This window comes from Moritella sp. JT01 (assembly GCF_001574435.1).
Taxonomy (GTDB): Bacteria; Pseudomonadota; Gammaproteobacteria; order Enterobacterales; family Moritellaceae; genus Moritella.
This window is the reverse complement of sequence record NZ_LOCN01000001.1, coordinates 277,567-295,021: the sequence shown is the minus strand read 5'-3', so window position 1 is coordinate 295,021 and position 17,455 is coordinate 277,567. Positions and strand designations below refer to the sequence as shown.

16 protein-coding genes are annotated in these 17,455 nt (G+C 40.0%); 7 read left to right on the top strand and 9 right to left on the bottom strand.

What is annotated here, in order from left to right:
• Positions 1-37: 37 nt before the first annotated feature.
• The 5 genes from crcB to lrp form a co-directional block, all read right to left on the bottom strand.
• On the bottom strand, positions 38-421 hold the full coding sequence (gene crcB, locus AKG98_RS01275; RefSeq protein WP_067040174.1) for a fluoride efflux transporter CrcB: 384 nt from the start codon (positions 419-421) through the stop codon (positions 38-40).
• A 59-nt stretch (positions 422-480) separates the two neighbouring features.
• Complete coding sequence (locus AKG98_RS01270) at positions 481-1,818, bottom strand: replication-associated recombination protein A (protein WP_067040171.1); 1,338 nt, start codon at positions 1,816-1,818, stop codon at positions 481-483.
• Positions 1,818-2,438: an outer membrane lipoprotein chaperone LolA gene (lolA, locus tag AKG98_RS01265; RefSeq protein ID WP_067040168.1), complete on the bottom strand. Its 621-nt coding sequence runs from the start codon at positions 2,436-2,438 to the stop codon at positions 1,818-1,820. The genes AKG98_RS01270 and lolA overlap by 1 nt, the downstream gene beginning before the upstream one ends.
• Positions 2,439-2,441: 3 nt before the next feature.
• Positions 2,442-5,093 carry a DNA translocase FtsK gene (locus AKG98_RS01260; protein WP_067040165.1) on the bottom strand — a complete coding sequence of 884 codons (2,652 nt, stop codon included), beginning with the start codon at positions 5,091-5,093 and terminating at the stop codon, positions 2,442-2,444.
• A 228-nt stretch (positions 5,094-5,321) separates the two neighbouring features.
• A complete protein-coding gene (lrp, locus tag AKG98_RS01255; RefSeq protein ID WP_019440948.1) occupies positions 5,322-5,816 on the bottom strand; it encodes a leucine-responsive transcriptional regulator Lrp in 495 nt (164 codons plus the stop codon).
• A gap of 447 nt (positions 5,817-6,263) precedes the next feature.
• Between lrp and trxB the strand changes: the two genes are divergently transcribed.
• The 4 genes from trxB to infA all read left to right on the top strand — a co-directional run bounded on the left by trxB (position 6,264) and on the right by infA (position 9,074).
• Positions 6,264-7,220 (top strand): thioredoxin-disulfide reductase, encoded by a 957-nt coding sequence (trxB, locus tag AKG98_RS01250; RefSeq protein ID WP_067040162.1) that lies wholly within the window; start codon positions 6,264-6,266, stop codon positions 7,218-7,220.
• A 74-nt stretch (positions 7,221-7,294) separates the two neighbouring features.
• Complete coding sequence (aat, locus tag AKG98_RS01245; RefSeq protein WP_067040159.1) at positions 7,295-8,023, top strand: leucyl/phenylalanyl-tRNA--protein transferase; 729 nt, start codon at positions 7,295-7,297, stop codon at positions 8,021-8,023.
• Between the two features lie 11 nt (positions 8,024-8,034).
• Entirely contained in the window at positions 8,035-8,718 is a 684-nt protein-coding gene (locus AKG98_RS01240; protein WP_067040156.1) for an arginyltransferase, read from the top strand.
• 137 nt (positions 8,719-8,855) lie between these two features.
• Entirely contained in the window at positions 8,856-9,074 is a 219-nt protein-coding gene (gene infA, locus AKG98_RS01235; RefSeq protein ID WP_006032603.1) for a translation initiation factor IF-1, read from the top strand.
• A gap of 102 nt (positions 9,075-9,176) precedes the next feature.
• Here the strand turns inward: infA and AKG98_RS01230 are convergent, their stop codons facing one another.
• Positions 9,177-9,467 carry a YeaC family protein gene (locus AKG98_RS01230; protein ID WP_067040153.1) on the bottom strand — a complete coding sequence of 97 codons (291 nt, stop codon included), beginning with the start codon at positions 9,465-9,467 and terminating at the stop codon, positions 9,177-9,179.
• Between the two features lie 208 nt (positions 9,468-9,675).
• On the bottom strand, positions 9,676-11,103 hold the full coding sequence (locus AKG98_RS01225) for a glyceraldehyde-3-phosphate dehydrogenase (protein WP_067040149.1): 1,428 nt from the start codon (positions 11,101-11,103) through the stop codon (positions 9,676-9,678).
• Between the two features lie 364 nt (positions 11,104-11,467).
• On the opposite strand from AKG98_RS01225, the gene AKG98_RS01220 reads away from it, so the two are divergent.
• Complete coding sequence (locus AKG98_RS01220) at positions 11,468-12,301, top strand: DUF2989 domain-containing protein (RefSeq protein WP_067040147.1); 834 nt, start codon at positions 11,468-11,470, stop codon at positions 12,299-12,301.
• 32 nt (positions 12,302-12,333) lie between these two features.
• On the opposite strand, the gene AKG98_RS01215 is transcribed toward AKG98_RS01220, so the two are convergent.
• Complete coding sequence (locus AKG98_RS01215; protein WP_067040144.1) at positions 12,334-13,653, bottom strand: hypothetical protein; 1,320 nt, start codon at positions 13,651-13,653, stop codon at positions 12,334-12,336.
• Positions 13,654-14,150: 497 nt separating this feature from the next.
• Here AKG98_RS01215 and gap point away from each other — a divergent pair, with 497 nt between their 5' ends.
• Positions 14,151-15,164, top strand: coding sequence for a type I glyceraldehyde-3-phosphate dehydrogenase (gene gap, locus AKG98_RS01210; RefSeq protein WP_067040141.1), 1,014 nt, complete (start codon positions 14,151-14,153; stop codon positions 15,162-15,164).
• Positions 15,165-15,247: 83 nt separating this feature from the next.
• Positions 15,248-16,135, top strand: coding sequence for a D-hexose-6-phosphate mutarotase (locus tag AKG98_RS01205; RefSeq protein WP_067040138.1), 888 nt, complete (start codon positions 15,248-15,250; stop codon positions 16,133-16,135).
• Positions 16,136-16,208: 73 nt separating this feature from the next.
• Here AKG98_RS01205 and AKG98_RS01200 read toward each other — a convergent pair whose 3' ends face one another.
• Positions 16,209-17,378: a hypothetical protein gene (locus AKG98_RS01200; RefSeq protein ID WP_228140175.1), complete on the bottom strand. Its 1,170-nt coding sequence runs from the start codon at positions 17,376-17,378 to the stop codon at positions 16,209-16,211.
• Positions 17,379-17,455: the final 77 nt, after the last annotated feature.

Below are 17,455 nucleotides of genomic sequence, written 5' to 3'. Positions count from 1 at the left end.
CACTTTCATCACGTATTTATAGTTAAAAAACGGGTCTTTATGCTCGAAATACTAAGCGCATACCTAAATATGCAACAAAAATACACACGAATACGTTTAAAGATACATTTAGCCCTGCTTTTAACCACTGACCATCTTGTAATAGCAACAATGAATCCATCGAAAATGTCGAAAATGTCGTCAATGCACCTAAGAAGCCTAAACCGATAAGTTGGCGCCAAGGTGTTTCTGCAATGATGTTATCATCAAGTAGGGCGAACAATACGCCCATCAATAACGAACCTAAAATATTAACGATTAGTGTACCAAAAGGAAAGCCCTTACCCAGTACCGCCGTTGCGGCTTGGGCAATAACAGTCCGTAATACCGCACCTGTTGCTCCGCCAAGTGCAACAAAACCGTATAATGCAAAATTATTCATTGGTAGTACCCTGCTTTATTAATTGATAGTTCTGTGTTTATTAATTAATAGCACCATGTTTATTTATAACGTTGTCTTGGACTATTGATATCGAGCTGATGCAAGTAATCAAGTTTTTGCTTAATTTGCTTTTCAACACCGCGGTCTACAGGATGATATAACTTAGTGCCTTGTAATGCTTCCGGCATATAACATTCCCCGGATGCGTACGCCCCGACTTCATCATGGGCATAACGATAGTCATCCCCATAACCAAGATCGGACATTAGCTTCGTCGGCGCATTGCGTAAGTGCATCGGCACATCAAAATCAGGTTGTTCTTGTACTAACATTTTCGCTTGAGTAAAGGCGGTATAAACCGAGTTACTCTTTGCTGCTGACGCAAGGTAAACAATCGCTTGTGCAATCGCACGCTCACCTTCATATGCACCAATACGACTAAAACAGTCCCATGCTGACACAGCAACTTGCATTGCCCTTGGGTCCGCATTACCGATATCTTCTGACGCAATCGCAAGTAAACGTCGTGCTACGTGTAGTGGGTCACAACCACCAGCCAGCATACGTGCAAACCAATACAAGGCGGCATCGGGTGATGAACCACGAATTGATTTGTGTAGGGCTGACATCAGATCGTAATAAAGCTCACCTTTGTTATCAAAACTATTTACTTTACGACCCACAACAGACATCAGCCTTTCAAGGGTGATAAATTTGCCTTGCCCTTCGTCTTCTGCCATATCATTTAATAGCTCGAGATAATTAAGGCTCTTTCTGGCATCGCCATCAGCTAACTCACAGAGCTTTTCTTTCACACTAGGCGCAAAATTAAATTTAACATTCGCAAGACCACGCGTATCAGTCAGAGCTTGATCTACGACTTGTTGGATCTCGTTAGCAGTTAACTTTTTCAACACATAAACACGCGCACGTGATAATAATGCGTTGTTTAATTCAAATGACGGGTTTTCGGTCGTCGCGCCGATAAAGATAATGGTGCCATCTTCGATATGTGGTAAAAATGCATCTTGCTGGCTTTTATTAAAGCGATGTACTTCATCCACAAATAAAATGGTGCGATAGCCTTGGATAGCATTATCTTTGGCTTTTTCTATCGCTAAACGAATATCTTTAATACCCGATGTAACGGCATGTACTCGTTCTACTCTGGCATCACAGTAATGGGCAATCATCTCTGCGATCGTGGTTTTACCTGTACCAGGAGGCCCCCATAAAATCATCGAGTGAGCATGACCAGCCAGTAATGCACGATGTAAAGGCTTCCCCTCACCAAGGATATGAGTTTGACCAATATATTGCGACATTTTTTCTGGTCGCATTCTGGCTGCTAAAGGTTGGAAATCAGGACTAAAATCAAGTGACATCGTATTATTCATTAGCGTTGATCATCTATATCTGTATCTTCCGGGATAATAAAGTTAAACAACGCAGGATCCATCTTATTCATTGTCTTATGATTTGTTAACACAAACTGGCTATGTTGACCTTGTTGCTCTTGTACCGAGAATTGTGACATTTCACCTTGCTTAAATTGTAAAGTGAATACAGCCGCAGCAGGATCATTAGGCGTGATAACAGTATACATACCCGCCTTTTTAGTTACTCGATAATTTTCCCATGCAGCTTGCTCTGAGCCTGCAATTAACATAAAGGGTGTATTTGCAATCGCATCTTTAAGTGAGTAAATACTAACTTGTTCAACAAACGGATTGTAAAACCACAAACTTTCACCGTTCGATACGATCAATTGCTCATCAGGTGACACAGTCTCCCAACGAAACTGATTCGGGCGTTGCAATTGCATAGATCCTTGCGCTGTCGATAAGTTATCCCCCTCAGCGGACGTAACCGTTTGTGTAAAGTCAGCACTAAATGGTTTTAACTGAGCAAGTTGACCTTGTAGCTCTTCTTTAACACTTTGTGCGTGCGTTAGCATTGATGCAGTCATGAGTACTGCAGTTGCTACGATTTTTTTTAGTGATATTTTCTGTTTCATAAATTAATCCTTCGGAGGCGGTGGCGCCAATACTTCTCGATTACCGTTATGTCCAGGTGAACTCACAATGCCCTGCACTTCCATCTCTTCGACGATACGTGCTGCACGGTTATAACCGATTTTAAATTTACGTTGTACGCCCGATACTGAACCTCGGCGTGTTTCTGTGACATGATATACCGCTTGGTCAAATAACTCATCAACATCAGATGAACCTTCAGCGACTTCACCGGGTAGTAAGGTATCAGCCGTCGCTTCACCATGTAAAATTTCATCGACATAATTCGGTTCGCCACGTAATTTCCAATCCGCTACAACACGATGCACTTCATGGTCGTCAACAAATGCACCATGAACACGAATTGGCACACTGGTACCGGCTGGCTGATACAACATATCACCCATACCTAATAGTGTCTCAGCACCGCCTTGATCAAGAATGGTACGAGAGTCAATCTTACTTGATACTTGGAACGCAATACGCGTTGGAATATTCGCTTTAATTAACCCCGTGATCACATCAACAGAAGGACGCTGGGTTGCTAAGATTAAATGGATACCCGCAGCACGCGCTTTTTGGGCAATACGTGCGATTAACTCTTCAACTTTTTTACCGACAATCATCATCATATCGGCAAATTCATCCACAATCACCACAATCGCAGGCAGCTTAATCAACGCTGGTGCCGTCTCATCCATACTATCGCCCGGCTTCCATAATGGATCCAGTATTGGCTGCCCAGCATCAATCGCTTTTTGTATTTTGCTATTAAAACCAGCAAGGTTACGAACGCCTACGGCTGATAATAATTTATAACGACGTTCCATCTCACCCACACACCAGCGCAACGCGTTAGCCGCATCTTTCATGTCGGTAACAACTTCAGTTAATAAATGTGGGATACCTTCGTACACAGAAAGTTCCAACATTTTTGGATCGATCATGATCATACGTACTTCTTCTGGCGAGGCCTTATAAAGTAAACTCATGATCATCACGTTCACACCAACCGATTTACCCGAGCCAGTGGTACCCGCAACCAATAGATGTGGCATTTTAGCCAGATCAACCACCACAGCATCACCAGCAATATCATGCCCCAATACCATTGAGGTTTTTGATTTAGCTTCCGTAAACGATGGGCTCGACATCACATCAGAAAGAAACACGGTTTCTCTATACTTGTTCGGCAGTTCAAGACCAATAACCGATTTACCCGGGATAACTTCGACAATACGTACACTCATTGCAGATAATGAGCGGGCTAAATCTTTCGATAAGGCCGAGATCTTGCTGACTTTAATACCGGGCGCTAAATTTAGTTCGAAACGTGTAATAACTGGCCCGGGGTGTACATCGACAACTTGTGCTTTAATATTAAATTCGAGTAATTTCTCTTCGACTAAGCGCGCAACATGGTCAAGTTCCGCTTGAGATATCGGATTGGTTTTCTTGTCTGGCTTATCTAATAACTCTAAACCCGGCAATAAGGTTAATGATTTTTCTTTAAATTGCAGAGGACTCGTTGATACAACTTGGTCTCCGACAATTTCAAAGGCATTATCAGTGCCGTTATTATTAATATGGAAAACAGGTACCAGTACTGGTTCATCTCGTTGCTGGTCTGTGCCTTGCTCTACGACAATCGATTCTTCAGCGCGCTGGTTATTAAAGCTTTGCGTATGTACGTTTTTAGGTTCGATAATACCATGATTGTCAGTTTGAATATCATTATCAGCAGGGTAGTCGTCCTGCATATGCTCAAACTCAGCAACATCGAATACTGAGTTTGACGGCTCTTGGCGTGATGTAAGTTCATCAACGGCTGTGAATGATATATTAGCGTCATCATTATATTCATCGGTCAGTGATTTATCCGCTTGTTCAGGTATCACTTTTTCGCTTTCAACCTGAGTATTTACAGAGGGAATACGTGTTTGCGGCGTAGGAGTATGCTGTCTATTTATTTGAGATTCATCTTCAGATACCAACGCGTCTTCATTTACTTCTGTTTTCGCAGGACGATTACTGAGTTCTTTCACTTTATCGACAACAAATTGGCAGGCATTAATCACGCTCGCACCAAGCATATCAACAATTGTTAACCAGGATATCCCTGTTAACAGCGTAAAACCAATCGCAACAAAGCTCAGTAAAATAAGTGTTGAACCCAATATACCAAATAACTCACTGATCGCTTGTTCAACGACATCTCCAATTAAACCACCTGATGAAAAGTAATAAAGATCATCAAAATTAACAGATGCCAGTCCACAAACGCCAATTAACAGCAATAATGCGCCAATCATGCGTAAACCAACAGTAAAAAAGTCTATTTCATCAAGTTGTCTCGGACGCCAAAAGGTAAACCAAGCCAATGATACAAATGCAAGTGGTATTGCATAAGCATAAATACCAAAAATGAAGAATAAAACATCGCCCATCCACGCTCCGAGTGAGCCCGCGGCATTCTTTACAGGGCCTTCCCAGCTAGTTTGGGACCATGAGGGGTCTGCAGGATCAAAAGTCACTAATGCGACCATTGCATAGCAAGCGATAAAGGTAGAAAAAATGAATCCAACTTCAAAAACGCGCTGGATACCTGATAATGGGGCAAGATATTTAGATGGAATAGCTAAATTAAATTTGTTCATCTTGATTTATGACTCTTGAAGGCGACGGTTTTACGTTATCTACTATACCTAAGTTACTGCAAGATGCACAATCAGCAAACCGAATGAAGGTAACTTGGGTATATGAGCTATCAACTTTAAATAAATGCTAGAAACAAAACAAGCGGCAATATGCCGCTTGTTGATTATTTATCACTTTATTTGCGTTAATCTAGGATTACGCTAAAAGATTATGTGCTATAAGTTCAATTAACGCGTTTTAATAACTAAACGGTTACTTTGTTTTACTTCTTCCATAACAACATAAGTACGTGTGTCATTAACACCCGGTAGACGTAATAACGTTTCACCAAGTAAACGACGGTAAGCTGACATATCAGATACACGTGTTTTTAATAAATAATCGAAGTCGCCAGATACTAAATGACATTCTTGGATTTCTTCAAGCTCTTGAACCGCTTTATTAAATTGCTCAAATACATCAGCAGCACCACGATTTAAGGTGATTTCAACAAAAACAAGCAATGAAGCATCCAGAAATTGTGGATTTAGAATTGCGGTATAACCTGTAATATATCCTTGGCGTTCTAAGCGTCGAACACGCTCTAAACACGGTGTAGGGCTTAAACCTACCCGCTTCGACAACTCTACATTGGAAATTCGGCCGTCTTTTTGTAATTCATTAAGAATATTACGGTCGATTCGATCTAGTTCCTTCATTGGTCGAGTTTTTACTTCCATCATCATTTCCACCCTTTTACATCCCAGTAAAACTTTGTTTTTCAAATAATCCATTCATTTGAATACGCTATAGTTAGAACTAACTTAAAGTACTAGCTAAATCCTAACCAAGATTATAATAGCCTACAATAATTCAATTTACGAGGCTTATGTTATGTGTTCCCGTCTCTAGAGAAACATAATATTTACAAAGACGTTGCTTACATAACAATAGGCTAACATCGATGTTTTATGTCCCAACCATCAAAATAGACGTTTCGTTGGTTTAAATAGACATTAACAGAACATTAATTCCATTGAAAGGGGCGATATACAAAATATATAGCTGAAGCGCGGTTTTCACTATTTTTGCATTATTATGCATTTTAAAATTATATTTTTACTCACCTATTTACCCCGGGCCACAAAGTTTTTACAATTGACCTCAATTATTGGTATTAAGGAATCGTAATGAGTAATACAAAACACTGCCGTCTACTTATATTAGGCTCAGGTCCAGCAGGATACACCGCAGCAGTTTATGCTGCCCGTGCTAATCTAAACCCTGTAGTAATCACCGGTATGCAGCAAGGTGGTCAGCTAACCACTACGACTGAAGTTGAAAACTGGCCGGGTGATGCTGAAGGGCTAACGGGTCCTGCACTGATGGAGCGAATGAAAGCACACGCAGAGCGTTTTGAAGCAGAGATCATTTTTGATCATATCAACGATGTTGATTTATCAGTGCGCCCATTTAAATTAAAAGGCAATGATGTTGAGTACACATGCGATGCACTCATCATTTGTACTGGCGCATCAGCGAAATACCTTGGTCTACCTTCAGAAGAAGCATTTAAAGGCCGTGGCGTATCAGCTTGTGCGACCTGTGATGGTTTCTTCTACCGCAATCAAAAAGTGGCAGTTGTTGGTGGTGGTAATACCGCTGTTGAAGAAGCGCTTTATCTATCAAATATCGCATCTGAAGTGCATTTAATTCACCGTCGTGAAGAATTCCGCAGTGAAAAGATCTTAACTAAGCGCTTACAAGAAAAAGTAGCCAACGGTAATATCACATTGCACCTGAACAAAACACTTGATGAAGTATTAGGTGATGAGATGGGTGTAACCGGTGTCCGTATGCGTGATACACGTACTGACGAAACCAACGACCTTGATGTAATGGGTGCCTTTATCGCTATCGGTCATCAGCCAAACACGGATTTATTCACTGATCAATTAACCATGAAAGATGGCTACTTGAAAGTAAATTCAGGCACAGAAGGCTTCGCAACGCAAACCACTATCCCAGGTGTATTTGCTGCGGGTGATGTATCAGATCACATTTACCGTCAAGCAATTACATCAGCTGGTACAGGCTGTATGGCTGCATTAGATGCAGAGCGCTTTCTTGATGGATTAGGCGATTAATCCGTTTATTCTGCTAAGGTGATACCCAAGGTATCACCTTTTTCAAGCCTCCTCCTTTTTCAAGATCCCCCTATATGCCAATCTATTTACCTGAACTTAATCACGACTTAGCTTACTTTCCACCAGTCAACACCGCGTTAACCGAACCCGATGGTTTACTTGCTATGGGTGGCGATCTCAGCCCTGAGCGGCTTGTAAATGCGTATCAACAAGGTATCTTTCCTTGGTTTGAAGAAGATCAGCCTATTCTTTGGTGGTCACCGAGTCAACGCATGGTATTAACCCCAGGTGCAATGCATATATCACGTAGCTTACGTAAATCTTATCGTCGCCAAAATTTTAGCCTGTCTATCAACCATGCATTTGCAGAGGTGATTGAATCTTGCGCAGAGCCTCGTGGCTATTCAGGTGAGACTTGGATAACAGATTCGATGCAAAATGCGTATTTACAACTGCATGAAATGGGTTTCGCACACTCTATTGAAGTCTGGCAAGACGAACAATTAGTTGGCGGTTTATATGGTTTATATATTGGCGATATTTTCTGTGGAGAGTCGATGTTTCATACTATTACCGATGCCTCTAAGATCGCCTTCATCGGTCTACAGCAACATCTGGCGGATATTGGCTGTAAGCTGATCGACTGCCAATTACATAATGAACACTTGGCCTCATTAGGGGCAACAGAAATTAGTCGTGACACATTTATCAAGCAACTCAATAACCGAGACGTAACCGCGAACCAACATCTATGGCAGCCTCAAGCGCTTGTATTAGACTTAATAGATAAGGCCAGTACATAGGACACAATAATATGATTAAAGTCGCCTTAACACCGCCAATGCCTTGCAGTTACCTTAGCGAACAGCAAGAACAAATTTTTGTTGTCCAAGATGACGAATTACACAGCCAAGCGGGTTATGAAGTCTTATTACTCAATGGCTTTCGTCGCAGTGGTAATGACGTATACCGACCACACTGTCAAACATGTCAGGCTTGCCAATCAATACGTATTGATTGCCAATTATTTAAGGCAAGTAAAAGCCAAAAACGCTTACTCAACAAAAATAAGCACATTGAAATGCGGGTTAGCCATCAGCCACAGCCGGATTATTATCCATTGTACGAACGTTACATTAATACCTTACACAGTGATGGCGCCATGTTCCCCGCCAGCCAATCTCAATATGATGGTTTTATTACCAGCGCTTGGTTAACACCCACCTTTCTCGAGTTCTATCTTAATGACACCCTTATCGCGGTAGCTGTCACCGATGTGATGGCTGATAGCATGAGTGCCATGTATTGCTTTTATGACCCCGATTTTCTACATAATTCCTTAGGTACCTATGCTATTTTACAGCAGCTTTTATTAGCAAAGTCGACAGGCAAGCAATGGCTATATTTAGGCTATCAAATTGACCAGTGTAGCAAGATGAATTACAAGGTTAAATTTAACCCGCATGAGCGCTTAGTGGCAGGAAAGTGGCAGCGCTAATCCTGCCGAAGAGTCAATAATAAAGCGTTTTAAAAATAAAACGTAAATATCTTACCTATAATATATACAGACCAGTGTAAATCTGGCATCATCTTGCGGTCAAATATAGCTATTATAATTAAATTTTAAGAGGACTCATGGCAAAAGAAGACAGCATTGAACTACAAGGTACGGTTCTAGATACACTTCCTAACACAATGTTTCGTGTTGAATTAGAAAACGGCCACGTTGTTACTGCGCATATCTCTGGTAAAATGCGTAAAAACTACATTCGAATTCTTACTGGTGATAAAGTAACTGTAGCACTAACACCTTACGATTTATCTAAAGGTCGTATCGTCTTCCGTGCCCGTTAATCACGAGCCTCTAAAAAAACCAGCGTAAGGCTGGTTTTTTTAGGTCTACGATTTAATATCTTATAATCCACAGCCCGTTACCTGATTACAAGCCCATATCGATCATTCAACATCAACGCGTAAAATTTCTTCTTCCTGCGCTGCTTTTTCATCTCTGAATTGTTGCTTTAATACCGCTTTTTTAAGCATCGCAATTTCGCCATCAGTACCAATTGTAAAATGCTCTGGTTCAGTATTGAAACGTGACTGATATAACATCACAGCTTGCAGTGAGCTATCTTTTTGTGCCGATGTCAATACTACACCGTTTTCCCACTTACCGAGCTCTACCGCCGTTCTAAGCTTTTCATACACTTCTGGGGTCATGCTTTCAAGTAACTTATCAACTGACATCTTTACGTCCTTGGTTAATGCTCAGGGGCGTCCCCTGCTAAATAATAAAATATACAGCAACCCTACTATAAATACGCGCTGATTTAAACTATAACAGCGCTCGCGTATTACTCGATTTACATATTCGAACAGAGTTTGCTATAAAAAAAGGAAGCCAATTGGCTTCCTTAATAACGTTCTTACTGGACAAGCTTAATAAACGATTTACTTATGCAAATTCGTGCATCTCGATGCCAGCCATTTTTTGCATTACGCGTAATACTTGGCAGCTATAACCAAACTCATTATCATACCAAACGTATAATACTGCGCGGTTACCTTCAGCAATCGTTGCTAATGAATCAACAATACCAGAGAAGCGGCTACCAACCATGTCTGTTGATACGAGTTCTTTAGACGTACTGAAATCAATTTGATTGTGTAATGACGAACTTAACGACATTTCTTGTAAGTAGCTGTTTAGAGATTCTCTTTCAACTTCTTTCTCAAGGTTTAAGTTAATGATTGCCATTGATACGTTTGGTGTAGGTACACGGATTGCGTTACCAGTCAGCTTACCTTTTAATTCAGGCAGTGCTTTTGCTACAGCCGATGCTGCACCTGTAGACGTTAATACCATGTTCATTGCAGCACCACGGCCACGACGATCACCTTTGTGGAAGTTATCAATCAAGTTTTGATCATTGGTATATGAATGCACAGTTTCAACATGACCGTTCGCAATACCATATCTATCTTGGATTGTTTTCAGTACCGGTGTAATTGCATTCGTTGTACAGCTTGCTGCTGATACAATTTTATCTTCAGGTAAGATATCAGTATGGTTAACACCGTAAACGATATTTTTAATATCGCCTTTACCCGGAGCTGTTAATAATACTTTTTCTGTACCCTTGGCTTTTAAGTGCAGACCTAGACCATCAGCATCACGCCAAATACCCGTGTTATCTACTACGAGTGCATTCTTAATGCCGTGCGCAGCGTAATCGATTTGATCAGGGCCATTTGAATAAAGAAGCTTAATGTAAGTACCATTAGCAATGATTGCATTGTTTTCTTCATCAATATCAATAGTGCCATTAAACTGACCATGTACAGAGTCACGACGTAATAAAGAAGCACGCTTCTCAATATCGCCAGGACCACCACGTACAACAATTGCACGTAAACGTAATAGATTGCTCTCACCTGTTTTATCAACAAGTAAACGCGCAAGTAAACGACCAATACGGCCAAAACCATATAGAACAACATCACGAGGTTCAGGCTGAGTATCGTTATTTAATGCAGGTGCTAATTCAGCACGTAAGAATGCGTCGATACCAGTAGAATCTTCATTATCAGCCCAATAGCGTACAGCCAAACGACCGATATCAATTTGAGAATTGCTAATTGGTAATTCACTGATAATTTGCAGTAATGGGAAAGTTTCAGTGAAGCGTAATATACGTCCTTCATGACGTTTAACTACACGGTGTGCTTTTTGGAGATCAATTGCTGTGGCATTTTGTAATGGACGACCGTAAATTAATACTTCAACGCCTTTATTACGGTACAGCTTTCCTAACAACGGTAGCATAGATTCTGCGAGTTCTTGGCTCTCTTGCCAGTTCAACAAATGACTTTCAGATGGCATCTTTTTTCCCTTTTAATCACAACTACATGTAAGAAACATTAAAACAACAGTCGGTTAACTAACGGCTGGTTTTTAATCAATCAGATAACGTAATCATACAAAAATAACCACTAACTTACCAATTAATCATGTGAATTAGGTCTTTTTTTACTTTCTTGCTTTCATTCAAAACACAAAAATTTAACAATGAAATAGTAACGGCTTTACTTTTTCCGCTTGCTCACTTTATGACCGAGGCGATGAAGCATAAATTAAACACAAACATCGATAGTTTTAACTCTCCGAGTAATTTAAAAAGCGGAGTTAGACACAATTACTTAATCTGTGGTAGTGTTCCAAAATCACTCGTTTTAGTCTTATTTTTATGTATCGTTTATTCTCTATTGGTCGTTTAATTCCAGTTATTACTATTGCTAGTTTATTGGCAGCCTGTGGCGAGCCGAGCCATGTAGTGACTATATGTGAAAATGATGATGCGCTCTGCCAAGATCTAAATTCAGATCAATGGTGTCAAAGAGAAAGAGATAGTCTTATCACTGCCCGTTTTCACCTAAAGCAGAATGAGACAGAACAAACACAGTATTCACTATTAACATCCCTCAGTACTTATCAAGAATGTATAAAAATTGCGGCGCTAATCGAGCCAAGAACACACCCAGAATTAAAAACCCTACGTGTTTCGGCGATGTTAAGTACTTATGATGAATTACTGGCATTAGAAAAACAGACACTTAACAGCAATAACCCGTATATCCTCAATTACCACTGGGTCACTCATAATAATGAAGCGGCAAAACGACGCTTTATCGCTCTATCTAAAAAACAAAGCTTTGATGATCCAGTATTGTATTTCGCCATTGCTAATATTTATGACAACAATACCGACAAAGCTGCTGTTAATTTATTGAAAGGCATCCGTCTACTCGACGATGATCACGAGATGACAACAAAGCTTATATATGGGTTAATCACCGCTTATATGCATCAAAGAAATTATGACCTCGCATATTTATGGTCACATGTGGCTATTATTTTAGAGGTTGAAAATATAAATCTGACGCTATTCACGCATAACAAAATATCGCAAATTAAAAAGACACGTTTAGAAATATTGGCAACAAGGATTGCAGAACAAATAGAAGATCAAGAATTTACTGACGAGAGCTATCAATACATACTCTCATCAGTCAGGCTTTAAAACCCGTTACGTACAGTAAGTAAGCTAACCCGCTATAGTGATAACGGTTGAATGCCACGCCCTTCTAAATAAACCGTTAATTCGACAGGCAGTGCATTATCCGCTTGATAATAACAAGCACAAGCATGACGTTCGCAGCTTAATAAGATAATACTCAGCAATTCATTAAACTCATGATTCTGCCATATACCAGCGTCACCAAGCGTTAACCATTGCTGCATAATCGATAATGGCTGATTAATCACTAACCCTGCTGACTGTACCGTCGTAAAATCAATAAGCGCACGAAACGCCGCATAGTTATCTTGGCGAAGTTGATAACTGTTAATACCTTTTACAACACCACTGACCAATGCATTGTCTAATTGGCAATGCGCTAGTTCATAATCCGCTAATAACCAAGCAGTAAATGTACCTGAGTTCGCGCTATCATTCGCAAAATTAACATCGCGTAATAGCGAGACGCTGTTCTTCTCGTCATTTACAGATACTAATAACCATAGGTAAAAATCATAGCTGTCACGATTGGCATCTTGCCATTCAACCGTTTGTGTTTCTTGTCGAGGCGCGGTCATACCATCATTAACATAAGCAGCTAAATATTGTGCTAAATGAGTTTGATAAAGCGCTGCCGTTTCGCTCACGATTTTTAGTGTAGTTGCAAATTCGCCTTGCTCTTTCTCGACATTAAAATGACGCTGCAATTGCGCTTGCAGGGACAGTTCTGCGTCTGAGTTATCAGTAACGAAAGCAGACAAGTTAGACTGCGCGCGTATGTACAATTGACTCAGTAATGCATCCGTTGTTGGTAATGCAGTCACGGTTGTCGGTTCCGCTACAGCGACATTAACCGATGCTAACGTGGTAGGTGGATTAAATACCCAAGTCTCACCTAACGGTTCTTCACTGCCTTGGTCAAGAATAACCAATTGATAAACACCAACAGCAAGCGGCTGCTCGAGACTCATTTGGTAGCTCTGCATTTCCATATCATGCAAATGATAAATACCATTTAATGACCATTCAATTGGTGTAAATTCACCAGTCTCAATGACAGCTCGATTTGCTCTTATTTCCCAGATCAAATCTTCGGTCACAAACTCAATAGGAAGATGCAGATCAAATTGAATTATCGCTGATTCATCCGCTATTATCACCGGTGGTAATGCATGTAGCCAAAACTGCTTAATCTCTTCTTCTAGTTTTACGTCTAATTCGTCTGTAAAACCAAAATCAGCCAATGCTTGAGTAATTAACGTTGCAGGTAACGCTTGTTCTTCGCCATTGGCGTTTAATTCGGTACAGCTAAGACCAATCATTTGGCCTAATTGCAGAATGTGTTGTGCTGTCATTTGACACCTTAAATAGTAAACCTAGCACCATTATACGCTATCACTATTAAGATGCGAGAATACTCCGTATAACAATAATTCAGTTAATTATTTTTTATCTACGCTTGCCTATACGCCACTAAAGTGAATATTTGTATTATTCAAACAAATGCATCTAGATTTTATCTATCGATTAAAAAAATGATACAAATAAGACACTTAGTCAGAACTTTACATGGTTACAAATGAAACCCAAAAACATTTCAGGGAAATATTCATGCCAATATAGCGGTCTATGATCTCAATTTGTGATCTAGATTATTTATCTTTTGTAATAAATAGTACAAAAAAACATACATAATTGACATAAATCAGTTAATTTTCGTAAATTTGCAACATTTTGTGATTCAACGCATACATTTTGGTATTTATTCTTGTCTTTCTATCAAAATCTTGTAAATTTACAACCAAGCAAGATTATTAATTCAAACTTACATTTAATTTAATGGATACAAGTTATGACAATTAAAGTAGCAATCAATGGTTATGGTCGAATCGGCAGAAACGTACTTCGTGCATTCTACGAAGGTGGTAAAGAACAAGACCTAGAAATCGTTGCAATCAACGACCTAGGTGATTCAAAAATCAACGCTCACCTAACTAAATATGATACTGCACATGGTCGTTTCCCTGGTACTGTTGATTTTGATGCTGAGGCACTAATCATCAACGGCGACCGTATCAAAACTTTCTCAGAACGCAACCCAAAAGATTTGCCTTGGGCTGAACTAGAAGTTGACGTAGTACTAGAATGTACTGGTATCTTCGCAAGTAAAGACGCATGTCAAGTACACCTTGATGCAGGCGCTAAGAAAGTACTTATTTCTGCACCTGGTAAAGATGTAGATGCAACTATCGTTTACGGTGTTAACCAAGACGTACTGACTGCTGACATGACTGTTGTTTCAAACGCTTCATGTACAACTAACTGCCTAGCTCCAATTGCTAAAATCTTAAACGACAGCGTTGGTATCGTCAGCGGTATGATGACAACTATTCATGCTTACACAAATGATCAACGTCTATCTGATGTATATCACACAGATCTATACCGTGCTCGTGCTGCTGCACAAAACATGATCCCAACAGGTACTGGTGCTGCTGCCGCTGTAGGCCTAGTAGTTCCTGAACTACAAGGCAAATTCCAAGGAATGGCGGTACGTGTACCAACAATCAACGTATCTCTAGTTGACCTTACGTTTGAAGCTGGCCGTGATACAACACCAGAAGAAATCAACCAACTTATCACTGATGCAGTCGCTGCGGATCCAATCCTAGCGCGCGCACTAGCTGTTAATTTAGAGCCTCTAGTTTCTAGTGACTTCAACCACGATGCACACACATCTAACTTTGATGCGACTCAAACTAAAGTTCAAGGTAAACTTGTTAAAGTTATGTCTTGGTACGACAATGAGTGGGGCTTCTCTAACCGTATGTTAGATAACGCAATCCTACTGATGAGCGCTAAATAATCAAACTTGATTAATAATTCAAAGTTAATTGAATTATAATGTAAAGGCGGCCAATAGGCCGCCTTTTCTATGTTGGGGACTTTATGTCATATCGCAATACAATCACGGATCAAATTAAATTAACTGAGCACATTCAGTTAGTCACAAGTAACGGTCTTAAATATCTTCATGTTGCACACCCAAAAGCGACTGCACATATCAGTCTGTTTGGTGCGCATCTACTTAGCTTCACACCGGCAAGTTCAGCACCTGTTATCTGGATGAGTGATGATGCTATTTTTAACGGTGTAAAAGCGATCCGCGGTGGCGTACCTATTTGCTGGCCTTGGTTTGGTCCAGCAAAGGACAGCCCGACAGTACAGCCACTTGCACAAACACAAGATTTCCCCTCTCACGGTTTTGCTCGGAATAATCATTGGCAATTACTTGAGAGCAAAAGCAATAATAATGCCTGCCGTATCCGTTTACAACTAACAGAAAGTCCTGAAAGCAAACGATTATGGCCACACAGCTTTAACCTTATTGTTGAGTTTATTATCAGCGATACACTAACGATAAACCTCACCACCCACAACACAGGTAATCACAGTTTTGATTATGGTGGTGCATTACACAGTTATTTCCAAATTTCACAGCCTGATGCAGTCTCCGTTGCAGGGTTAGATAATGACACTCAAACAACGTGCACATTAGATGGCTATATTGATATCGTGTATAAAAACCCAAGCACAGTCATTACACTAAATGATAAACAACATCAGCATCAGATCAAGATCAAGAACGAAGGTAACAATGCGATGGTTGTTTGGAACCCTTGGGAAGCGGGTGCAAAAGCATTTGTGGATATGTCTGATGACGGTTATCAAACCATGTTTTGTTTAGAGCCTGCAATTATAGGTAAAAATGCGGTGACAGTGGCGGCAGGAGCCAGTCATACACTAACAACTATTTTAAGTGTAACGCCAGCATAAATACAATTTCAAAATGAGCTGATAATACATAGTTTTGTGCCCATCTTGAAATAATTTGGGTATAACGACACGATTAACGTTGTGCTAACGGTGTATCCACACTCTCATCAACCAGTGAACGCGCAGCAAAAATAAGGTTATCCACTTGCTGAGGAATACTGTATTTACTCATATCCTGTCCCGTTAACAAACGACCTAACTCTGCAAGTTGATTTCGTAAATCTTGATCATTGCGTACTTTTTCTTTGTCTCGTTGTGATAATTTCGATGCAACCGCATCTTTAATACCACTCACCTGTGATTGAAAATCCAATGAGGTTAAATTTTCCGTGCCTAAATAGCTATTTAACGAGCTTAAGTGGTCACGGTAATTGATCACGACCCGCTCAGCCGATGTTTCAATTCTCGACTTAACCCAAATCACTTCTTTCGCAATACTGTCTGCCTGTTTTATTTTATTGTGACTCGCTGTTAACTGTTGTTGAATCGCGGTATTATCACGCGGATCTGTTTCAATTAACCGCTCTAAACTATATAAACTATTCAGTGCTCGATTGTAGCTTTCTGGAATAATTTCCTGATCGAGTAAATTAAATTCAGACGTTGGTAAACGTAATACTTTACGTTTTATTATATCAATTTCGAGCACCTTATAATCACGCTCTAATTTGATTTTTTGATGTTCTAAACCTAACCCCGAGCCTCTATTTTCAATGAGGCTCGCAAACTGAATAGTCAAATCTCGTAATTTTCTAAGGCGTGCTTCAAAACCATTCATATCGACATTATGAATAAATTCATCATGGTCACGAATCGTTGATAGCAATGGTGCTGTAATAAGTTTAGCCTGAAATGCTTTATTTATACTCTGAACAAATAGCGCTGATTCAGTTTCAATATCTTCACTGCCCGAATTAGAAAACCAACCACCGTTATTAGGCGTATAGCTTTCATACATTTTCAATAATTTTTCACGTTTTTTAACAGCTATTTTAAAATGAATCGGTGAGTAATAAGCAAGCTCTTGTTTATGACCACGTTGATATAAAATCTCTACCGCATTCATCGCCGCATTTACCGCATTCATTTCTTCGAGCGCCGCTTCTGACATAACAAAACTATCGGCACTATTGGTAAAATCGGCCATAGATGCACAGCCAGAAAACATACTTGTCGCCAATAAAACACCAGAGAGTTTTAGCGATAATTTAAATTGTCGTTTGATTGGTAATGTAATAGGCATGAACATCTTCCTTTTGTTCGAGACAGACTTGAGTTGCAACAACAGCATACGCTGCTAATATCAAATAATGTGTCTAT